Here is a 21236-nt window from a genome sequence, read left to right as displayed (position 1 = left end):
ACCAAGAACGTGCGAAGCCTAGAACAACGCATCGGTGAACTCGAAGCGGCCCTGGCAAGCGAGAAGGCGCGAGCCGACGGTCTTTTCGACGAAATGTTCGTCCGCAACGCGGCGCCGAAGTTGCTGATCGTCGCCGACTCCGGGCGGATTCTGGACGCCAACCCCGCCGCCGTGGCGTTCTATGGCTATGACCGCGATGCCCTGCTTTCGCTGAATATCAGCGACATCAACACCGCCAAGCGGGAAGAGATCGCGGAGGAACGACAACGTGCCAAGCGGGAGGAGCGGCGCTATTTCCGTTTCGAGCACCGGCTGGCGAACGGCGAGATTCGCGATGTGGAGGTCTACTCCGGGCCCGTGACCATCGACGGCATCGACTGCCTGCACTCGATCATCCACGATGTCACCGATACCCGTCGCTATCAGGAACGGCTGGAGCATTACCGGGACATCTTCCAGTCGCTGCCGGTGGGCGTATACGAAAACGCCCCCGGCCACCATGGCCACTTCTCGTCGATCAACCCGGCCATGGTCGAGCTGTTCGAGGCCGACAGCGCCGAGCAGCTGATGGCGACACCCACCGCTCGCCTCTACCCGGACCCGAGACACCGCAAGGCCTTCTCCGACAGGCTGCTCAAGGCCGGCCAGCTGCACGGCGAGATCCTGCATCTGCAGACGCTCAAGGGCACCCCGATCACCGTTTCCATCACGGCAATGGTGCGCCACTCCACCCGGGGCGATGTCGTCTTCGGCGGCGTGATGACCGACATCACCGAACAGCAGCGCACGCGGCAGCAGCTGATCGAAAGCGAAGCCCGTCACCGCCGCATCCTCGAGTCGATGGCCGAGGGCGTCATCCTGCAGAATCGCGACGGCGAGATCGTCGAGGCGAACCCGGCCGCACAACGCATCCTGGGACTCGACGACCCGGAGCTCCTCGGTCGGCGTTCCACCGATCCCGCCTGGCAGGCCATCCACACCGACGGCTCGCCCTACCCCGGCGAGGAGCATCCCGTGTCGGTGAGCCTGAAACAGGGCGCCTCGGTCCGGGAAGACGAGATGGGTCTGCCCCAGCCTGACGGCAGCATTCGCTGGCTGCGCATCAACAGCGAACCGCTGTACCTGAGTGACAGCGACACACCGGATGCGGCCGTGGCCACCTTCATCGACGTGACCGAACGCTTCGAAGCGCGCCGGCGGCTGGCCGACAACGAGGCCCGCTACCGCGACCTGGTCGAAAACCAGCCACAGATCGTCCACCGCTACCTGCCGGACACCACTATTACCTTCGCCAACGGGGTGCTGGCTCAGCTCGTGGGCCGGGAACCGGCAGAACTGATCGGCCACCGCTGGATCGAGTCGGTGAAACCGGAGTCCCGCGACGAAATCCTCGGCATACTCAACAGCCTCACACCCGAGGAGCCGGTCAACGACTACGAGAATGCGCTGACCGACGCCGAGGGACGGCAACGCTGGATCCACTGGACCAATCGCGCCTTCTTCGACGACTCGGGCAAGCCGGTCGAGTTTCAGGCCGTCGGCGTCGACCTGACCGACCGGCGCGAACTCGAGGAGCAACAGCAACAGCTCACCGAAATCATCGACAACCTCCCGGACCTGGTGGCGATCGCCACACCCGACGGCAAGCCGTTCTACTACAACCGGGCGGGCCTGAGCCTGCTGGGTATCGATTCGATCGATCAGCAGGCCGGGACCACCATCCGTGACCGCCACCCGCCCTGGGCCCTGTCGGTTCTCGAGGGCACCGCTTTGCCCACGGCCCGCGAGAACGGCTGGTGGCAGGGCGAGACGGCCTTCCTGGACTGGCACGGCAACGAGATCCCGGTCCTGCAGACGATCATCGCGCACCACGATGCCGACGGCGAGCTGACGCGCTATTCGACCATGATGCGCGATCTGACCGAGCAGAAGGCGCGCGAATCGCATCTGCGGCAGCTGACCGCCATCCTCGAGGCCACCCCGGACTTCATCTCGCTGGCCGATCCGGACGGCAAGGTGCTTTACGTCAACCGTGGCGGCCGCCGCCTGCTCGGCCTGCCGGAAAACAGCAGTCGGTCGGTCGAAGGGGAGGCACACCTCGGCATGCCGTTCCGGGCCGGCATCTGGGCGCACCCCGACTGGGCATCGACGCTGATACGGGAGAAAGGCATTCCCGCGGCGATCCGCGACGGCCAGTGGGAAGGCGAGACCGCGCTGGTGACCGCCTCGGGCGAGGAACTGCCGGTCTCGCAGGTGATCCTGTCGCATCGCGACGATGACGGCCGGCTGCAGCGGCTATCGACCATCATCCGCGACATCAGCCGGCACAAGGCGCTCGAGCATGCCCTGGAGCGCCGCCAGCGAACGCTCGCAGAGCTGCAGCGCATCACCGCCTCCAATGACGATCTCGACACGCGCCTGCACAACTTGCTCACCCTGGGCGCGGAGTCCTTCGAACTGCCCTTCGGCATCATCAGCCAGGTACAGGGCAACGATTACTGGGTGCGCAATGCCGTCTCGCCCGACGACGTGCTGGCACCCGGCACCCATTTCGATCTGCAGGACACCTTCTGCGTCCACACCCTGGCCGCGGACAAGGCCACCGGCTTCTACGAGGCCGGCAAGTCGTCGATCCGCAACCACCCCTGCTACGTCAAGCATCAGCTGGAGTCATACCTGGGTGCGCCGATCCACGTCGGCAACACCGTCTACGGCACACTGAACTTCTCGCGCCCGGAGCCGCGCCAGCCATACACGCGGTACGACTGGCAGCTGATCACGCTGATGGCCCAGTGGGTGAGCTACGAGCTTACCCAGGCGACCAACCGGCGCGCGCTGGAGACCGAGCGCAACCGGTTTATCGGCGGGCCGACCGTGGCCGTCGAATGGCGCTGGGAATCGGGGAGCCCGATCACCTACGTCTCGCCAAACGTGCGCTCGGTGTTCGGGTTCGAACAGGCTGACCTGATCGGGCAGCATTACCTCGACCTGGTCCACCCGGAGGACCGCAGCCGCTGCATCCGCCAACTCGACGCGTTCGAGTCAAACCAGATCGGCCAGACCGAGCGTGAATACCGCCTGCAGGCCGGCAACGGAGACTATCGCTGGGTGCATGATTTCGTCGTCGCCGCACGCGACGAGCAGGGTCGGGTCGATTCCCTCAGCGGCTATCTCCTCGACGCGACACAGCGCCGCATGATGGAGGCCGACCAGCGCCTGCTGGCCGTGGCCTTCCAGACCGGCCAGGCCCTGATGCTCCTGAATCCCGACTGGCGCATCGAGCGGGTCAACGATGCCTTCACCCGCCTCACCGGCTACACCTCCGCAGAAGTCGTCGACAGAAATCCCGACTTCCTCGACTCCGAACGGGCCCGCGACGACATCCTGCCCGGGATCTCGGAAGCCCTGTCCCGGCATGGCTGCTGGGAGGGCGAGGTCAACCGCCGCCACAAGGACGGCCACGAGGTGCCGCTGTGGGAATCGATCTGTGCGGTCTCCAACGCCGACGGCGAGATCGAGCACTACGTCTCCGTGTTCCATGACATCAGCGAGCAGAAGCGCGTCGAGCGCGAACTCGAGCACCTCGCCTCGCACGACCGCCTCACCGGGGCGTACAACCGTGGCCGGATCTACGAACTGCTCGAGGCCGCCGAGACCGCGCGCCAGCGCTACGGCACGCCCTTTTCCGTGCTGATGTTCGACATCGACCACTTCAAGCGGATCAACGACACCTATGGCCACCAGACCGGCGACGACGTGCTGGTGGAGCTCTCGCGGCGCGTCGACGACCTGCTGCGACTGCCCGACCACTTCGGCCGCTGGGGCGGCGAGGAATTCCTCATTATCGCCACCCACACGCCGCTGAACGGCGCGGTGAAGCTCGCCGAACGTATCCGCGAAGCCATCGGCAACGAGCCCTTCCCCGAACCGGGGCAGGTCACCATCAGCGTCGGCGTGGCCGAGATGCGCGACGGCCTGACCATCAAGGGCCTGGAGGCCGTGGCCGACCGCGCGCTCTACCAGGCCAAGAATGGCGGACGCAATCGCGTGCAGGTGGCGTCCGGGTAAGTACCGCCTCGTGAACCGTGATCGTCAGGCAGGCGCCGCGGCACACCGCTCGAGCGACGACATGCCCAGATGTCGCAATCCACATGTGACATCCCGGCCCCGAGTGCGCTATACCGGTTGGAAAAACGGGTAAACACCACGGCAGGCGACGTCGCGGCGATGTCGCCCCACGCAAGGCGGAGGTTCCACCATGCCGGTCAACCCGCACCGCTTGATGACCATCGTGGCTGCGCCGCTCGCCCTGGCCGCCTGTACCGCCACGGCCCCCGCACCGGCAGGCCAGTCGTATGGCACCCTCAACGGCGTGCTCGCCGCCAATGCACCGATCCTGTTCGTGCCGGTCGGCACCAATGAGCAGGGCTGCACCCAGTACACCAAGAAACCGCTGCGCGACGGCATCATGGTCGACACCGGCATCTGGTACCGCACGGCCGACGATCAGTTCGTGCTCGATGCCGGCCGTTGCGTGCCGGACGACCTCGCTCCGAGCAAGGACAGGCAGCGATGATCCCGCTCAGACGTGCCATCGGGGCCGGCATGGCGGCGGTCTCCCTCCTGCTGCTGACCGCCTGTGGCGGCGGGGGCGGCGGCGCGACCCCACCGCCGGGTGACTCGGATACCGGCAGCTACACCTTCACCCCGGTCCAGCCGGCGGCGACCATCACGGAAAGCAACTCCGGGGTCAGCAACCCCTCGGAAGTGGTCGCCCTGATCGACTCCGGCCTGGACCTGAACCACGACGAATTCCAGGGGGACAACCCGGTGGGCAAGCCGATCGTCACCACGACCACCGACTCGGCGTCCAACTGGTGCACGAACACGGGCGGGTCGGGCTGCTCCGACCCCAACGACGTCAGCGACGAGAGCAGCCACGGCACCGCGGTCGGCTCGCTGATTGCCGGCAAGACCCTCGCCTACTCCGGCAACTCGCAGCTCGCCGTCTACGACGTCTCCGACGCCGCCAGCGGCGACATCACCACCGTCGGCTGGATCACCCAAGCGATGAGTGACCTAGTCGACAACGGCAACCGGGTCGCCAACCTGAGCTATACCTTCGACGCGGTGACCGCCCGACAGGTTTATCCGACCACGTCCACCGAGCGACAGCAGATCGACAAGTTCGTCAACTCGGGCGCCGTGCTGATCTCGTCGGCCGGCAACGACGCCGAGAGCTATTCGGATAAGGTCGGCTCGACCTGGAACGCCGACGTGAACGAGGCCAACACCCTGGTCGACCAGTACCTGGTAGTCGGCGCCCTGGACGGTGACGAGCTGGCAAGCTATTCCAACTTCGCCGGCGACAACCCCCTGGTCCAGGACCGCTTCCTGGTCACGCAGGGCACGCACACCGTGGCTATCGCGAACAGCGCGCCGGATGCCTACGGCACCGGCACGGGCACCTCGTTCGCCGCCCCGATCGTCTCGGCGGCCATGGCGACGATCCTGTCGAAGTGGGACCACTTCACCCCCGTGCAGGCCGCGCAACGGCTGCTCGACACCACCGACCGGGAATTCGCCAATCGCAACGACGCCGGGGGCGACGACTACGGCGACACCTCCTGCGGCGCCTCCGACGACATCGACTGCGGGCTCTATACCTACGGCCAGGGCCGGCTGGACATCGAAGCCGCCCTGGCGCCCGAAGGTGTGCTCTCGGTGGCCACGACCGCCAGCGTTCCGGATGGCAGCGATCCCGATGCCGGCTCGTCGATCACCACCTCCGGACTGCTCCTGCCCGCCGGGCTCGGCGATACGGCCGATCAGATTGCCGCGGCCGCCTCGCGCGTCGAGGTGTTCGACGAGCTCGGGCGCAACTACACCGCCGATCTCTCCGGCATGGTTCAGGCGGCCAGCGACCCGACCCAGGGGCTCGGCTACCGGATGAGCGAATTCCTCGCGAACGGGCTGGCCAGGCGGGCGACCTCCCGCGACGAGGCCACCGGCGCCGTCCAGCGAGTGCATATCGATGGCTCGGGCCGGCTGAGCCTCGCGGCCGTGGGCACCGATGCCGGCAGCGGCCTGAACGTCGAGGCCTACCACTTCGGGCACGGCACCTCCGCACCCGGGACCGGTGCTTCGCCCGGCATGGCCATGGTTTCCTACGCCGGCAACACCCCCATGGCGAACCAGATCGACTCCGCCAACGGCATGAGCGTCGAACTGCCCCTTGCGCCCCTGCTCTCACTGACCTCGCGCTACTGGCAGGGCGAGAAACGCCTGTCGCTCGATCCGACGGGGGCGGCCAACCGGATCAGCAACGCCGCGGTGGGTCTCAGGGCCGAGCTGGCCGACGGACTCGACCTGACCGCCGGCTACGCGTGGCTCGACGAAAGCGCGGGCTTTCTCGGCATGAGCGGCATGGGCGGCTTTTCCACGCATTCGGGCTCGGCCATCGGCCTGATGCAACTGGGCCTGAACGCCCGCCTCGGTCCGTTCTCCGCGTTCGCCAGCTACCAGGCCGGCGAGGCGCAGGCGCAGTTCGACCGCAGCCTGATCACCCGCCTGGATGCCGACGTCGAGCAACTCGCCATCGGTGCGAGCTACGGCTTCGACGACGGCCGCAAGCAGATCGCCTTCGTCGCCAGCCAGCCGATGCACCTGACCAGCGGCGCCGCCGACTTGAAGCTGGCCGCCGACCGCAGCCGCGACGGCGACGTCATCTACCGCCACGAGACCGTTCCCCTTTCGGCCGCCGACACCCCGACAAACTACGAAATCGGCTACCGCCAGCGCCTCGGCAAGAAGACCCTGCTGGGCATCAACGCCATTCGCATGGAGAACGCCCCCAACCAGCCCGCGGGCAACGTCGACCACGGGGCAATGGCGATTCTCGGCTATCAGTTCTGAGCCAGGGGCTTCGAGCTGCCTCGGTGCTGTGAGGCGTCCGGTCGGCGCCGTCCGCGTCTGCCACAATGAACCGGACAGTCAGGCGATGCGGAGTGGCATCACGATGAATTACACGGCGTTACGCGAGGGCGAAGTCAGGCTGCTTGACGGCGCGACCGGCACCGAGCTGGAAAAGCGTGGCGTGCCGATGAGCACCAACGCGTGGTGCGGCCGGGCCTCGCTGGACCATGTCGAGACACTGGAGGCCATCCATCGGGACTACATCGAGGCCGGCGCGGACATCATCACGGCGAACACGTACTCGTCCTCGCGCGCGCTCCTCGCACTCGACGGCCTCGGCGATCGGTTCGAGGAGGTCAACCGCGCATCGGTCCGGGCCGCGCTTTGGGCCAGGGAGAGATGTGGCCGGCCCGAGGTGATGGTCGCCGGGTCACTCTCCCACCGCGGGCCGATCGCGACGGGCTCGGCCCGGCCGAACAGCGGCGCCATCAGCCTCGGCCAGATGGCCGAGGCGGTTCGCGAGCAGGCGCTGCTGCTCCGCGACGAGGGCTGCGACCTGCTCCTGCTCGAGATGATGTACGACCCGGAACGGATGCCGCTCATCTTCGAGGCGGCCGCGGAAACCGGCCTGCCCGTCTGGGCCGGGTTCTCGGCGCGGCGCAATGAGGCGGGCGAGCTGCTCGGCTTCGGGCCGGGGGAGGACATCCCGTTCGCGGATATCGTCTCGATCCTCGATAACTGGCAAATCGACGCGGCCGGCATCATGCACACGCCGTCGAACCTGATAGCCGATGGCCTGGAGATCCTGCGCAGTCGCTTTGACGGTCCCCTCATGGCCTACCCGGACTCCGGGTATTTCACCTCCCCACACTGGCAGTTCGAGGACGTGATCGCGCCCCGCGAGCTGCGCCGCTATGCCGAGGGATGGGTCGAACAGGGCGCGCAGATCATCGGAGGCTGTTGCGGCCTGTCCCCCGAGCACATCGCGGCACTCGCTCCCCTGAAGCGGGCACCCATCACAACGGCCGGGTAATCGACGCTCGGTGACACGCGAGCCAGTGAAGAAACGATCGCGCTCAGAAGAAACGATCGCGCTCACCGGGCCACCGCTTGTCGAATGCCATCGTCCGCAGAAGTGGTTCGCTGTTAACGTGCGCAAAACCACCCAGCGCCCACTCACCGGCGCCATTGCCCTAAGACCCAATTGCAACGACATGCCCAATCCATGCGAAACATAACGGCAAAAGAACTCGCCACCTGGCTCGACGACCGGGCAAGCACGGCCCCGGTGCTACTCGATGTGCGAGAACCGTGGGAGTACCAGCTCTGTCATATCGACGGCTCACGGACGATGCCGATGAACACCGTCCCGGCACATGTCGAACAATTGGAGCCAGATAGGCCGATCGTCTGCATTTGCCACCATGGCATGCGCAGCATGCAGGTTGCCTTGTTCCTGGAACAGCAGGGATTCTCCGACGTGATCAACCTCACCGGCGGCGTCGATGCCTGGGCCGCGCAAGTCGATAGCGGCATGCCCACGTATTGACGGTTACCTGCCTGTCGACACGGCACGCGTACCGACACCACCCCACCTGGCCGGCCAACAACAGCGATATCCCAACTCGCCCCAACGTAACCGACCGTTCGTCACCAGGTGCACCCGGGAACACCCATGAGCCAAGAACAGACCCAACAACAGAACCAGGCACACTCGCCCGAAACGCGCGCGCCCATCTCGAGCCTCGAGGAACTCGCCGACGTCGTCGACTACTCCCTGATGGAAACGCTCAACCGCGATCCGGACGCGACGAGCGATGGCATCGACCACGCACCGCGACAGGTTTTCTCCGGGCATTACGTCCCCGTCAAGCCGACCCCGATCGAGAACCCGGAGTACGTCGCTCACGGTCGAGCGCTTTTCCGCGACCTGGGCTTCGACGAGCATCTGGCCCGTTCCGACGGGTTCGTCCGCCTGTTTTCCGGCGACCTTTCCGTCGTCCCCGAGACGATGAGCCGTGTCGGCTGGGCCTCTGGCTACGCCCTGTCCATCTACGGCACGGAGTTCGACTGTCAGTGCCCGTTTCAGACCGGCAACGGTTACGGCGACGGCCGAGCCATTTCCGTACTCGAGGTCGTGACCCGCGGCAAACGATGGGAGATGCAACTGAAAGGTGCGGGTCGCACGCCCTACTGCCGGGGCGCGGATGGGCGCGCGGTATTGCGCTCCAGCGTTCGCGAGTTCCTCGCCCAGGAGCACATGCACGCCCTTGGGGTGCCGACATCGCGGTCATTGAGCCTGTACGTTTCGAAAACCGAAACCGTCGATCGGCCCTGGTACTCGGATGGCAGCAACGCCATGAACCCCGACACGCTGGTGAGGGAACCCGTTGCCATCTCCACCCGGGTGGCACCCTCGTTCATCCGGGTCGGCCAGCTCGAGCTCTTCAGTCGCCGCGTTCGCAAGCAGGCCCACCCGAAGGCCAGGGAAGAACTCGAAGCGCTCGTCTCGCACCTGATCGAGCGGGAATATCCGGATATCGTGGATCCAGAGACGGGGCTCGGCCAGCAGATCATCTCGCTTGCGTACGCGTTCCGAGACCGGCTCACCTCGCTGGTTGCCGACTGGATTCGGGTTGGCTACTGCCAGGGCAACTTCAACAGCGACAACTGCGCGGCCGGCGGCTTTACGCTCGACTACGGCCCATTCGGGTTTTGCGAGGTCTTCGACCTCTACTTTCAACCCTGGACCGGCGGCGGGCGTCATTTTTGTTTTTCCAACCAGCCCGCCGCCGCGGAACGCAATTTCCGCACATTCTGCACGGCACTGCGCCCCCTGCTGGATGACGATCCGGGAGCCATCGAGCGACTGGACGCGATTCAGGACGACTTCGCCAAGGTGATGGGCGAGAAACTGGAACGGATGTGGGCCAGCAAGCTGGGCCTGGCATCGGTCAACGCCGAGTTGTTCGTCGAACTGCAAACGCTGATGACCACCACCCCGGTGGACTACACGATCTTTTTCCGCGAGCTTTCGGCGATTCCCGAAAGCATCGAGCCGCTCAAGAAGAGCTTCTATGCCGATCTGGGGGGCTCAAACACCCCGTCGGCGGAAGATGCCCAGGCGACCGAAGAGCGCTGGTCCGAGTGGCTGACCAAGTGGAGAAGGCTCATCGGCGTCGACAATGACACCCAGTCGGCAACCGAGTTGGCTAGAAGGCGGGACGAGATCTCCAAGGCCATGAAAAAGGTCAACCCGAAATACACCTTGAGAGAATGGTTTCTCATGCCCGCGTATCGACAAGCGGCGGCCGGCGATTATTCGCAAATCAGGGAACTGCAGGACGTGATGACCAACCCATACGCGGAGCAGTCAAAAACGGTGCAGGAAAAATACTACCGCCTCAAGGCCTCATCCCTGTTCCACGTCGGTGGGATATCCCATTACAGCTGCTCGTCGTGACGACGACACCCTTGGCTCGGCAATGCGTCCTTTTCGCCGTTTCGGCTCCAGCAATCTCAGCGACTCACCACGGACGTGGAAACGAAATCGCTTAGCTCCTCGGCATCGATCTTGTCCGCCGTGCCCGCCGGCACCGAAGCGATCATTGTGGAGTTGATCACACGGGAACTCGTTTCGTCGGGTGTCAGAATCGTCGCTGTGTGAAGGACGCCTTGCCACGCCGATTGCGACTCGGAGTAGGCCGAACACGAGTTGTTGATGCAGACGATCTGATAGTCGGTTTTGGAAAAGCAGGGGATACTCGTTGTGTAGGGGCGCAACATGTCATAACCCGGCTTGAACATGGGGTTGTATTCGGCCATGAACGCCTTTGGCGAGATGCCAAGATCAAACGCGCATTTGGCGTAGTCAGAGATCTCGAGCTCGGAATCGATTTCCGAAGGCTCGTAGCCGAGCATCAGCAAGGACTCGTCCGGCCCGCCGTCCAGATGCGGCCGTGTTGTCTCTTGCTGATCGAAGCGGGCGGCCGAACGATACGCCAGGGTTTTGCCGGTGGTGGATTCGTGAATCGCCGCCATTTCGCGCTTGAGGTCCACCATCAACTGTCGGAACGCGACGGAATCGATCTCGTGACCGACATTGAGCACACAGAAGCCCGGCTCCTCGAAGCTGACGCGACACGCCCGGCGGTAGATGTCAGCAGCGATCGACCTTACGTCCACCGACACCGGGCGCATGCAAATCGTGGAGCGTGGCCAGACATATGGTTCGCTGTTCATAACCATCGTGTGGATTCGAACCGTCTTGTAACGAGAGGCATCGCGCGCAAGCGTAGCGCAGATCCCTCGCCTCCTCAGGCATCCCGCAGCGCATGTATGAATCGCCAACGAGGTGCAAGAGGAGAGCGACAAATCACGCTTGACAGCCCGCCGCGAGGCGGTAGAATGCGCTCCCACTGAACGACAGGCGCGTAGCTCAGTTGGTTAGAGCACCACCTTGACATGGTGGGGGTCGTTGGTTCGAATCCAATCGCGCCTACCAACACTGGAAGCCCGGCAGCAGCATGCTCGCCGGGCTTTTTCGTGTCCGGCTGCCAGTCGGATTTCTTCGCCATTATTCGCACACTCAGCGTCGGCACGGTCTAGGCTCATGTGGCGCATCGCCGGACGTTTACGAGGAGGCGCCATGGTCCGATCCCTTGAACAGACCGCTGCTTTCCACGCCCGTCTGGCCGGTTATGCCGGGCTGGCTCCCCTCGTCGTCCCGCTACTGGTGATGTGGTGGCAGCCGAGCGCGACCGAGGCGGCCCTCACGGTCCAGCACACCTATGCCGCCCTGATCCTGAGTTTTCTCGGCGGGATCTACTGGGGTATCGCGCTGGCCAAGCAGACCGGTGGCTGGATCTGGCTGAGCGCCCTGCCGTCGCTCTGGGCCTGGCCCGCACTGCTCATGGGACCGTTTTCCGCGACGTGGATGCTGATGATGGGCTATGCGCTGATGCTCCTGCTCGACTGGGAAGCCCGCCAACGCGGCTGGATCCGGCGGTGGTTCTACCAGCTACGCATCACGCTGAGTGTCGTAGCGATCATCTCCCTGCTGCTCGGCCTGGTCGGCTGAGCGCCCTCAATAACCGCCTCCTGAGCCGGGCGACCACCCTCCCCGTCGGCACCTCGCTCTGGTATTATCCCGGCCCTCAAATACCGTTAGCCGGGTGCGTCTCGACGGTCCATGCTGTCCGCACCCTTCTACCCACGCGGATGCATACGCGGGCTTTGGTAGGGCCCGCCACTGGCATCCCAAGTGCTTCTCAGGAGGGCACATGCCGACTATCACGCTACCCGACGGCAGTCAGCGCACGTTCGACCACCCGGTCTCGCTCGCGGAAATCGCATCCGACATCGGCCCGGGCCTGGCCAAGGCGGCCGTGGCCGGCAAGATCGACGGCAAGCTGGTCGATCTGTCGCGCACCGTCGAGGACGATGCCGACATCGCCATCGTCACGGCGAAGGACCAGGAGGGCGTCGAGATCATCCGCCACTCCACCGCGCACCTGATGGCGCAGGCGGTCAAGCAGCTGTTCCCCGAGGCGCAGGTCACCATCGGCCCGGTCATCGACCAGGGCTTCTACTACGACTTCGCCTTCAACCGCCCCTTCAACGACGAGGACCTGGAGAAGATCGAGACCCGCATGCGCGAGCTGGCCGCCGAGGGCGACGAGCTCGAACGCCGCGTGATCGAGCGCGACGACGCGGTGCGCTTCTTCAAGGACCTGGGCGAGGACTACAAGGTCGAGATCATCAAGGACATCCCGGGCGAGGAGCAGCTGACGCTCTACACCCAAGGTGATTTCACCGATCTCTGCCGCGGCCCGCACGTGCCGCACACCAACAAGCTCAAGGCCTTCAAGCTCTTGAAGGTGGCCGGCGCCTACTGGCGCGGCGACTCGGACAACGAGATGCTCACCCGCGTCTACGGCACCGCTTTCGCTTCCGAGAAGGAACTGAAGCGCTACTTGAAGCAGCGCGAGGAGGCCGAGAAGCGCGATCACCGTCGTCTCGGCAAGCAGCTCGACCTGTTCCACTTCCAGGACGAGGCGCCGGGTCTGGTGTTCTGGCACCCGCGCGGCTGGGCGATCTGGCAGGTGGTCGAGAGCTACATGCGCGACATGTACCGCCGCTCGGGCTACGCGGAGATCAAGTGCCCGCAGATTCTGGACGTGTCCCTGTGGAAGAAATCCGGCCACTGGGACAACTACCAGGAAAACATGTTCTTCACCGAGTCGGAGAAGCGCACCTACGCGGTCAAGCCGATGAACTGCCCGGGCCACGTCCAGGTGTTCAACCACGGCCTGCACTCCTACCGTGACCTGCCGATCCGCTACGGCGAGTTCGGTTCCTGCCACCGCAACGAGCCCTCGGGGGCGCTGCACGGCATCCTGCGCGTGCGCGGCTTCACCCAGGACGACGGCCACATCTTCTGCACCGAGAAGCAGATCGAGTCCGAGGTGCGCGCCTTCCACGGCCAGGCACTCGAGGTCTACGACACCTTCGGCTTCTCGGACGTGCAGGTGAAGATCGCCACCCGTCCGGTCAAGCGCATGGGCGCCGACGAGGTCTGGGACGAGGCCGAGGAGGCCCTGCGCGGCGCGCTGCGCGCGGCGAACGTCGAGTGGGAGGAACTGCCGGGCGAAGGCGCCTTCTACGGGCCGAAGATCGAGTACCACCTCTCGGATGCCATCGGCCGGACCTGGCAGCTGGGTACCATCCAGGTTGACTTCATGATGCCCGAGCGCCTCGGCGCGACCTACGTCGACGAGAACAGCGAGCGCAAGCACCCGGTCATGCTGCACCGGGCGATCGTCGGCTCCATGGAACGCTTCATCGGCATCCTGATCGAGCACCACGCCGGCCAGATGCCGCTGTGGCTCGCCCCGGTCCAGGCGGTCACCATGGGCATCACCGACAAGCACGCCGAGTACGTCGGCCAGGTCGCCGAGCGCCTCAAGGCCGCGGGCTTGCGCGCGGAAGCCGACCTGCGCAACGAGAAGGTCGGCTTCAAGATCCGCGAGCACACCCTCGAGCGGGTGCCGTACCTGCTGGTTGCCGGCGATCGCGAGATCGACGCCGACTCGGTGTCCGTGCGCACCCGGTCGGGCGAGGACCTCGGCTCGATCAAGGTCGATGAGCTGATCGAGCGCCTCAAGGGCGAGATCGCCGAGCACCAGTAAGCCCGGCCAGACAGGCCGCGGTTGGAAACCATCGCGGTTCGGGAAGGTCTGCGCGAATCCGATACCGCTCTGCGCGCCCCGAGCCGGTCAGATGCAAGGCGTTCGTCCGCCGCGGAAGAGCATTCTCTTTCCAAGGACGATAACGCAGCAGATGCCCGACTCGGGATGCGCCCGGCGGGGCCTGGCGAGTCGCCCGTGCCCCGCGTTGCGATGTCTTGACGTGGCCGCGGCCACGCCGGCAACATCGCGCCTTGATCACGCACGACTCGCGAGGCCAGAGTGGCATCGGATTCGTGCAGATCTTCCCTTATATGCTAATTTTTTGGCCAAACCTCCCGGAGCGGGTCGCTCTGGGGTACTATTCTCGTTCAAACCTGATTGGAGGGTACGAACATCGCTCAACAACGCGGAAAGGGTCCAGGCAAAAGCGACGACCCACGGATCAACGACCAGATCACTATTCGGGAAGTCCGGCTCGTCGACGAGAACGGCGAGCAGGTAGGCGTCATCGCAACCGATGAGGCGAAGGATCGCGCTGCCGAAGCCGGCATGGACCTCGTCGAGGTCTCGCCGACGGCCAAGCCGCCGGTCTGCAAGATCATGGACTTCGGCAAGTTCAAGTATCAGCAGAGCAAGAAGGCGGCCGAGGCGCGCAAGAAGCAGAAGCAGATCGAGGTCAAGGAAGTGAAGTTCCGTCCCGGGACGGAAGATCACGACTACCAGGTCAAGCTGCGCAACGCCCAGCGCTTCCTGAACGCCGGCGACAAGGTGAAGATCACCCTGCGCTTCCGCGGTCGAGAGATGGCCCACCGGGATCTGGGTGCCGAGCTGCTCGAACGCATCTCGGAGGACCTGGACGAACTGGCCACCGTGGAGCAGCGGCCGCGCATGGAAGGCCGCCAGGCCACCATGGTAATGGCGCCGCGTTCCGGCAAGTAACGCCCGGTTCGATACCGAGAGCCCGACAGACCCGCCCTCGCCGGCGGGTTTTTTCGTTGCGGCGTCGCACCATATCGGGTATCATCATGCGCCGTTTTGCCGCCCCGGCATTCCGCCCTGCGGAACCGGAAGGCTGGCAACGGCAAAGTCGCCCGCGCACGTTAAACACTCCGACGTGGCCGGGTATTCAAAAAACTAGCCAGAACTGGAGTCGATCATGCCCAAGATCAAGACCAATCGCGGGGCTGCCAAGCGGTTCAAGATCACCGCCGGTGGCGTCAAGCGTCGTCAGTCGCACCTGCGTCACATCCTCACCAAGAAGTCGTCCAAGCGGAAGCGTCAGCTGGGCTCGCCGGCCTACGTACACGAGGCCGACGTTCAGCTCGTCGATCGCATGATGCCCTACGGCAAGAAGTGAGGAGATAGACCATGGCACGAGTAAAGCGTGGCGTAACCGCCCATGCCAAGCACAAGAAGGTCCTGAACAAGGCCAAGGGCTACTACGGTGCCCGTTCGCGTACCTACCGCTCCGCGAAGCAGGCGGTCATCAAGGCGGGTCAGTACGCCTACCGTGACCGTCGCGCGAAGAAGCGCGTATTCCGCGGCCTGTGGATCGCCCGTATCAACGCCGAGGCGCGCAACAACGGCCTGTCCTACAGCCGGATGATCGACGGCCTGAACAAGGCCAACGTCGAGGTCGACCGCAAGGTCCTCGCCGACATCGCGGTGCACGACAAGCCGGGCTTTGCCGCCCTGGCCGAGAAGGCGAAGGCCGCCCTGGCCGGCTGATTTCGATCAGTCAGGGAACGGGGTGGTCCTGCACCACCCCACCCCCGTTCTTCTCGAAGGCGCCCCGTGGCGCCTTTTTTCGTTGAAGGCATTGATTTTACTGGCTTTTACGCCACAATAACGCCCTTTGCCGGACAGCCGTCCGACACGGATTTCCGGCAAAGGGTGGCAAAGAAAACCGAACCGATAGGAGCACGTAGGCGGTGAGCAACTCCCTGGACGCCCTGGAGAACGACGCACTCGCTCGCATCGAGGCGGCCGACAGCCTCGACGCGCTGGAAGCCCTGCGGGTGGAATACACCGGCAAGAAAGGCTCGATCACGGCCCAGATGAAGACCCTCGGCCAGCTCGACCCCGAGGAGCGCAAGACGCAGGGTGCGGCCATCAACGCGGTCAAGGATCGCGTCATCGGCGCGCTCAAGGGCCGTCGCGAGACGCTGCAGGCCGAGGCACTCAAGGCCAAGCTCAATGCCGAGACCATCGACGTCACCCTGCCCGGCCGTCGTCGTCCGCCCGGTGCCAAGCATCCGGTCACCCAGATCACCGAGCGGGTCTCCGCCATCTTCCAGGCGATGGGCTTCCGCGTCGCCGAAGGGCCGGAGATCGAGGACGACTGGCACAACTTCACCGCCCTGAACATCCCCGAGAGCCACCCGGCCCGGGCGATGCACGACACCTTCTACTTCGACGCCAACCACCTGCTGCGCACCCACACCTCGCCGGTGCAGATCCGCGCCATGCAGGAAACCAAGCCGCCGCTGAAGGTGATCGCCCCCGGTCGCGTCTACCGCTGCGACTCGGACATGACGCACTCGCCGATGTTCCACCAGATCGAGGTGCTCTACCTCGACGAGAACGTGCGCTTCACCGACCTGCGTGCCACGCTGGAAACCTTCCTCGCCGCCCTGTTCGAGCGCGAGGACCTGCCGATCCGCCTGCGCCCGTCGTTCTTCCCCTTCACCGAGCCGTCCGCGGAAGTCGACATCCAGTGCGTCCACTGCGGTGGCGACGGCTGCCGCGTATGCAAGAAGACCGGCTGGATCGAAGTGCTGGGCGCCGGCATGGTCCACCCCAACGTGCTGCGCTCGGTGGGCCACGACCCGGCCGAGGTGAGCGGTTTCGCCATCGGCATGGGCGTCGAGCGCCTGGCGATGCTGCGCTACGGGGTCGACGACCTGCGCGCGTTCTTCGAGAACGACCTGCGCTTCCTGCAGCAGTTCCAGTAAACCCGATTCCCGCCCGGCCGACCACGGCCGGGCATGAATGATTTGTGTGCCCGGCCGCCAGCAAGGACGGCCGACCGGACCAAGGCCCGAGGACCTGACACGCGATGCTTTTTTCCGAGAACTGGCTGAGAACCTGGATTGACCCCGAGGCCTCTACCGAGGAACTGGCCCACCGCCTGACGATGGCCGGCCTTGAGGTCGACGCGATCGAGCCGGCCGCCCCGGCCTTCGACAACGTCGTCGTCGGCGAGGTGAAGACCGTCCGCCCGCACCCGGACGCCGACAAGCTGCGCGTCACCGAGGTCTTCGACGGCGAGACCACCTGGCAGGTCGTCTGCGGTGCGCCTAACGTCCGCGAGGGCCTCAAGGCGCCACTGGCCCGCGTCGGCGCGACCCTGCCGAACGGGATGAAGATCAAGAAGGCCAAGCTGCGCGGCGAGCCGTCCCACGGCATGCTCTGCGGCGGCGACGAGATCGGGCTCGCCAGTGTCCGTGACGGCCTGCTGGAACTGCCGGACGATGCGCCGGTGGGCCGTGACCTGCGCGAGTGGCTGGATCTCGACGACGCGATCATCGAGCTGGGCATCACTCCCAACCGCGGCGATGTCCTGTCGATCGCGGGTCTCGCCCAGGAGTGCAGCGCCCTGTTCGACGCCACGCTGGCCGCCCCCGAGACCGGCGCCCCGGCGGCGACCATCGACTCGAGCCGCGCGGCGGCCATCGAGGCGAACGATGCCTGCCCGATCTACCTCACCCAGGTGATCGAGGACGTCCCGGCCCGCGGCGACACCGACATGCTGATCGCCGAGCGCCTGCGTCGTGCCGGCGTCTCGACGGTCGAGCCGATCGTCGATCTCCTCAACTACGTCATGCTCGAGACCGGCCAGCCGATGCACGCCTTCGACGCCGACCGGCTCGACGGTGACATCCGCGTGCGCTGGGCCAAGGCCGGCGAGAAAATGGTCGGCCTGAACGAGCAGGAACTGGCCCTCGAAGACGACTGCCTGGTGGTCGCCGATGCCAGCAACCCGATCGCGCTGGCCGGCATCATCGGCAGCCAGCCCTCGGGTGTCTCCGGCGAGACCCGCCGCATCGTGCTCGAATCGGCCCACTTCACCCCCGAGGCGGTCGCCGGCCGCGCGCGGCGCTTCGGCCTGACCACCGATGCCGCCTTCCGCTTCGAACGCGGCGTCGACCCGAGCCTGCCCCGTCAGGCGATCGACCGCGCCGCGCAGCTGATCACCGAGATGCTCGGCGGCAAGGCCGGCCCGGTGGTCGAGGCGGCCGGGGGGCGCGAGCTGCCCGCCCCGGCAGCCATCACTCTGGACATGGACTGGGCCGAACGTCGCCTGGGCCTGCCGGTGGCCACCGACCGCGCCGCCGACCTGCTGACCCGCCTGGGCTGCGAGGTCACGGCGGATGGCAACACGCTCACCGTGGTGCCGCCGACCCGCCGCTTCGATCTGGCCATCCCCGAGGATCTGCTCGAGGAGCTGGCGCGGCTGATCGGTTACGACAACTTCCGCGCACCGATCACCCGCATGACTCCGGAGATCGGTCTGCCGGCGGCCACCGACAACACCATCACGCGCATCGGCGACCTCCTGGCCGACCGCGGCTACTTCGAGGCGATCACCTACAGCTTCGTCGACCGCGATCTCGATGCCGTGATCACCCCGGACAGCCCGGCGATCGAGCTGGCCAACCCGATCGCCTCGCAGATGGCGGTCATGCGCCAGAGCCTCTGGCCGGGCCTTCTCGAGGCGGTCGCCCACAACCAGAAGCGCCAGCAGCCGGCGATTCGCCTGTTCGAGACCGGCCACCGCTTCGCCGGCTCCACCGCCGAGGCGGCACGCGAGACCGGCGAGCTGGCCTTCGTCGCCGCCGGTCTCGCCGCCCCCGAGCAGTGGGGCCAGGCCACCCGCTCGATGGATTTCTACGACATCAAGGGTGACCTCGAGGACCTGCTCGAAGGGCTGGGTCTGGGCGACGCACTGGCCTTCCGGACCTGCGAGCACCCGGCGCTGCACCCCGGCCAGGCCGCCGAGATCCTGATCGACGGCCACGCGGTCGGCGAGATCGGCGCCCTGCACCCCGACACGCTCAAGGCCTTCGACCTCAAGGGCCCGGTCTTTGCCGCGCGCCTGTCGCTGGCCGGCATCGACGAGCGGCCGCTGCCGCAGAGTGCGCCGCAGTCGAAGTTCCCGCGCATCCGCCGGGATCTCGCACTGGTCACCCCGACCACCCTGGCATTCAGCGATCTGGCTGCCGCCATCCGGTCGGCCGGCGGCGAATTCCTGCGGGATATCGAACCGTTCGACCGCTATGTCGGCGAGGGCGTGGCCGAGGGACACCAGTCGCTCGCGGTGAAGCTCGTGTTCCAGAATGACGAGCGCACCCTCACCGACGACGAAATTACCGATACAATCAACCACATACTCGAACACCTCCGCCAGCACGACGTCGAGCTGCGCGGTTGACTTGAACCCGGGAACCGATTTACATGGCTCTTACGAAAGCGGATCTGGTAGAAACGCTGCACAACGAACTTGGCCTCAACAAGCGCGAGGCCAAGGACTTCGTCGACCTGTTCTTCGAGGAGATGCGACAGGTGCTGGAATCGGGCGAGGACATCAAGCTCTCTGGCTTCGGCAACTTCCAGTTGCGGGACAAGAACGAGCGCCCCGGTCGCAATCCGCGTACCGGGGAGATGATCCCGGTCACCGCCCGCCGTGTGGTGACCTTCCGCGCCGGCCAGAAACTCAAGTCGCTGGTGGAAGCCTATGAAGGCCCAGAGCAAGACTGAATTCACGTTCCCGCCCATCCCCAGCAAGCGGTATTTCACCATCGGGGAAGTGGGCCAGTTGTGTGACGTCAAGTCGCACGTGCTGCGTTACTGGGAGCAGGAATTCCAACAGCTCAAGCCGATCAAGCGTCGCGGCAACCGCCGCTACTATCAGCGCCACGACATCGAACTGATCCGTCTGATCCGCACCCTGCTCTACGAACAGGGCTTCACGATCGCCGGCGCCCGTCAGCAACTCGCCGCCCTGCCCAAGGCCTCCTCGCGCGAGTCCTCCAGTGCGCTCGAGGCCGTACGCGACATGCGCGAACGCATCAGCCAGAGCGGCGGCAACCTGCTGCAGCTCGACCCGCACGCCGACCCCCGCTCCGACACCAACACGGTGCAGCAGAGCGAACTCCACCTCGAGGCCGTACCGGCCGCCCCCGCCGAAACCCCCGTCCCCACCGGTCGCCAGCTCGACCTGCGCGAGATACGCCTCGGCCTCGAGGCCCTGGCCGGCGAGCTTGCCCCCTACTGCGGCAAGGCCCAGCCCGAGGACTAGGGAACCTGCCCCTCAGGCCGCGATGTGACGGCGCCGGGGTTCGACATCGCGGCGTCGCTCGACGAAATGGCGCAGGTAGCGCGACTGCAGATCCCCGCTTTCCAGCGAGATGAACAGGTCCGCGCAGCCGAATGCCGGATCCCAGCAAGGCTCGCCCCCGATCTTCGCCCCCAGCCGCATGTAGGCCTTCAGCAGTGGCGGCAGCCGACCTGACGCGTCGGCCGCGCCGTCGACGAGGGCCGGTAGCGGCCGACGTGGACGGACCTGACGCCCGGCCGGGGCGAGGTGTTGCTCACGCAGATCGTCGGTGATCGCCCGGGCGGTCGCCCCGCCGTCGTCCATCGGAATCGAGGCGCAGCCGATCAGGTAACCGAAGCGATTGTCGGCCATGAAACGCGCCAACCCGGCCCAGAGTGCGGCGATGGTGCCGCCACGACGCCAGGCCGGATCGACACAGGTCCGCCCGATCTCCATCACCCGGCCCGGCAGGCCGCGGATGCCGGCGAGATTGAATTCCTGCTCGGAATAGAAACCGCCGGTCAGGCATGCTTGGGTATCGGTCAGCACGCGAGTGCAGGCGACCACCGCGCCGGAGGCCATGTTGCGCACCAACAGGTGGTGACAGTGCGCATCGAAGCGATCGCGCTCCAGCCCCCCGTGACCCGGAGGAATGCTCGCTCCCATTTCCTCGACGAACACCCGGTAACGCAGGCGGTAGCAGGCCTCGCGTTCGGCGGACGTGGTCGCGACGACCACCTCGAGCCCCCCGGTCTCCCTCGGCCGGCCCCGCCGGCTTGCCTCGTCTCGCTGCATGACTCGTCTCCTGGCGA

Annotated in this window: 16 protein-coding genes, 1 tRNA gene and 1 pseudogene; 16 read left to right on the top strand and 2 right to left on the bottom strand. The window is 65.8% G+C overall.

Going from position 1 to position 21236, the window contains the following annotated elements:
* The first annotated feature begins 9 nt into the window (after positions 1–9).
* The 6 genes from AWR35_RS09135 (at position 10) to AWR35_RS09110 (ending at position 10378) form a co-directional block, all read left to right on the top strand.
* On the top strand, positions 10–4068 hold the full coding sequence (locus AWR35_RS09135) for a PAS domain S-box protein (RefSeq protein WP_058575643.1): 4059 nt from the start codon (positions 10–12) through the stop codon (positions 4066–4068).
* A gap of 190 nt (positions 4069–4258) precedes the next feature.
* Positions 4259–4576, top strand: a complete 318-nt coding sequence (locus AWR35_RS09130; RefSeq protein WP_058575642.1) for a hypothetical protein — start codon at positions 4259–4261, stop codon at positions 4574–4576.
* A complete protein-coding gene (locus AWR35_RS09125) occupies positions 4573–6915 on the top strand; it encodes a S8 family serine peptidase (protein ID WP_058575641.1) in 2343 nt (780 codons plus the stop codon). Before AWR35_RS09130 ends, AWR35_RS09125 begins: the two co-directional genes overlap by 4 nt.
* Before the next feature lie 28 nt (positions 6916–6943).
* Positions 6944–7948, top strand: a complete 1005-nt coding sequence (locus AWR35_RS09120; RefSeq protein WP_156413975.1) for a homocysteine S-methyltransferase family protein — start codon at positions 6944–6946, stop codon at positions 7946–7948.
* Positions 7949–8140: 192 nt separating this feature from the next.
* Positions 8141–8464, top strand: coding sequence for a rhodanese-like domain-containing protein (locus AWR35_RS09115; RefSeq protein ID WP_058575639.1), 324 nt, complete (start codon positions 8141–8143; stop codon positions 8462–8464).
* A 231-nt stretch (positions 8465–8695) separates the two neighbouring features.
* Positions 8696–10378 (top strand): protein adenylyltransferase SelO family protein, encoded by a 1683-nt coding sequence (locus tag AWR35_RS09110; RefSeq protein ID WP_197408185.1) that lies wholly within the window; start codon positions 8696–8698, stop codon positions 10376–10378.
* Positions 10379–10434: 56 nt separating this feature from the next.
* Here the strand turns inward: AWR35_RS09110 and AWR35_RS09105 are convergent, their stop codons facing one another.
* Positions 10435–11115 carry a hypothetical protein gene (locus AWR35_RS09105; protein WP_058575637.1) on the bottom strand — a complete coding sequence of 227 codons (681 nt, stop codon included), beginning with the start codon at positions 11113–11115 and terminating at the stop codon, positions 10435–10437.
* A 227-nt stretch (positions 11116–11342) separates the two neighbouring features.
* Here AWR35_RS09105 and AWR35_RS09100 point away from each other — a divergent pair.
* The 10 genes and pseudogenes from AWR35_RS09100 to AWR35_RS10850 form a co-directional block, all read left to right on the top strand.
* Positions 11343–11419, top strand: a tRNA-Val gene (locus AWR35_RS09100).
* Between the two features lie 144 nt (positions 11420–11563).
* Positions 11564–11995: a DUF3429 domain-containing protein gene (locus AWR35_RS09095; protein WP_058575636.1), complete on the top strand. Its 432-nt coding sequence runs from the start codon at positions 11564–11566 to the stop codon at positions 11993–11995.
* A 202-nt stretch (positions 11996–12197) separates the two neighbouring features.
* Positions 12198–14105, top strand: coding sequence for a threonine--tRNA ligase (thrS, locus tag AWR35_RS09090; protein WP_058575635.1), 1908 nt, complete (start codon positions 12198–12200; stop codon positions 14103–14105).
* Positions 14106–14498: 393 nt separating this feature from the next.
* Positions 14499–15044 carry a translation initiation factor IF-3 gene (infC, locus tag AWR35_RS09085; RefSeq protein WP_058575776.1) on the top strand — a complete coding sequence of 182 codons (546 nt, stop codon included), beginning with the start codon at positions 14499–14501 and terminating at the stop codon, positions 15042–15044.
* A gap of 217 nt (positions 15045–15261) precedes the next feature.
* Positions 15262–15462 carry a 50S ribosomal protein L35 gene (gene rpmI / locus AWR35_RS09080; RefSeq protein ID WP_058575634.1) on the top strand — a complete coding sequence of 67 codons (201 nt, stop codon included), beginning with the start codon at positions 15262–15264 and terminating at the stop codon, positions 15460–15462.
* 11 nt (positions 15463–15473) lie between these two features.
* A complete protein-coding gene (gene rplT / locus AWR35_RS09075; RefSeq protein ID WP_058575633.1) occupies positions 15474–15833 on the top strand; it encodes a 50S ribosomal protein L20 in 360 nt (119 codons plus the stop codon).
* A gap of 215 nt (positions 15834–16048) precedes the next feature.
* The gene (gene pheS / locus AWR35_RS09070; protein WP_058575775.1) at positions 16049–17059 is read left to right on the top strand and encodes a phenylalanine--tRNA ligase subunit alpha; all 1011 of its coding nucleotides are present in this window, start codon (positions 16049–16051) and stop codon (positions 17057–17059) included.
* A gap of 104 nt (positions 17060–17163) precedes the next feature.
* Positions 17164–19539 (top strand): phenylalanine--tRNA ligase subunit beta, encoded by a 2376-nt coding sequence (gene pheT / locus AWR35_RS09065; RefSeq protein WP_058575632.1) that lies wholly within the window; start codon positions 17164–17166, stop codon positions 19537–19539.
* 23 nt (positions 19540–19562) lie between these two features.
* Entirely contained in the window at positions 19563–19865 is a 303-nt protein-coding gene (locus AWR35_RS09060) for an integration host factor subunit alpha (protein WP_058575631.1), read from the top strand.
* Positions 19843–20106, top strand: a pseudogene (locus AWR35_RS10850) (MerR family transcriptional regulator); the annotation flags it as partial. The gene AWR35_RS09060 and the pseudogene AWR35_RS10850, both read left to right, overlap by 23 nt.
* Positions 20107–20418: 312 nt before the next feature.
* On the opposite strand, the gene AWR35_RS09050 reads toward AWR35_RS10850, so the two are convergent.
* On the bottom strand, positions 20419–21219 hold the full coding sequence (locus AWR35_RS09050; RefSeq protein WP_058575630.1) for a GNAT family N-acyltransferase: 801 nt from the start codon (positions 21217–21219) through the stop codon (positions 20419–20421).
* Positions 21220–21236 lie beyond the last annotated feature (17 nt).

The organism is Guyparkeria sp. WRN-7, from assembly GCF_001641825.1.
GTDB lineage: Bacteria > Pseudomonadota > Gammaproteobacteria > Halothiobacillales > Halothiobacillaceae > Guyparkeria.
Note: the sequence above shows the minus strand (reverse complement) of the source record. Positions and strands in the feature narration are given on the sequence as shown.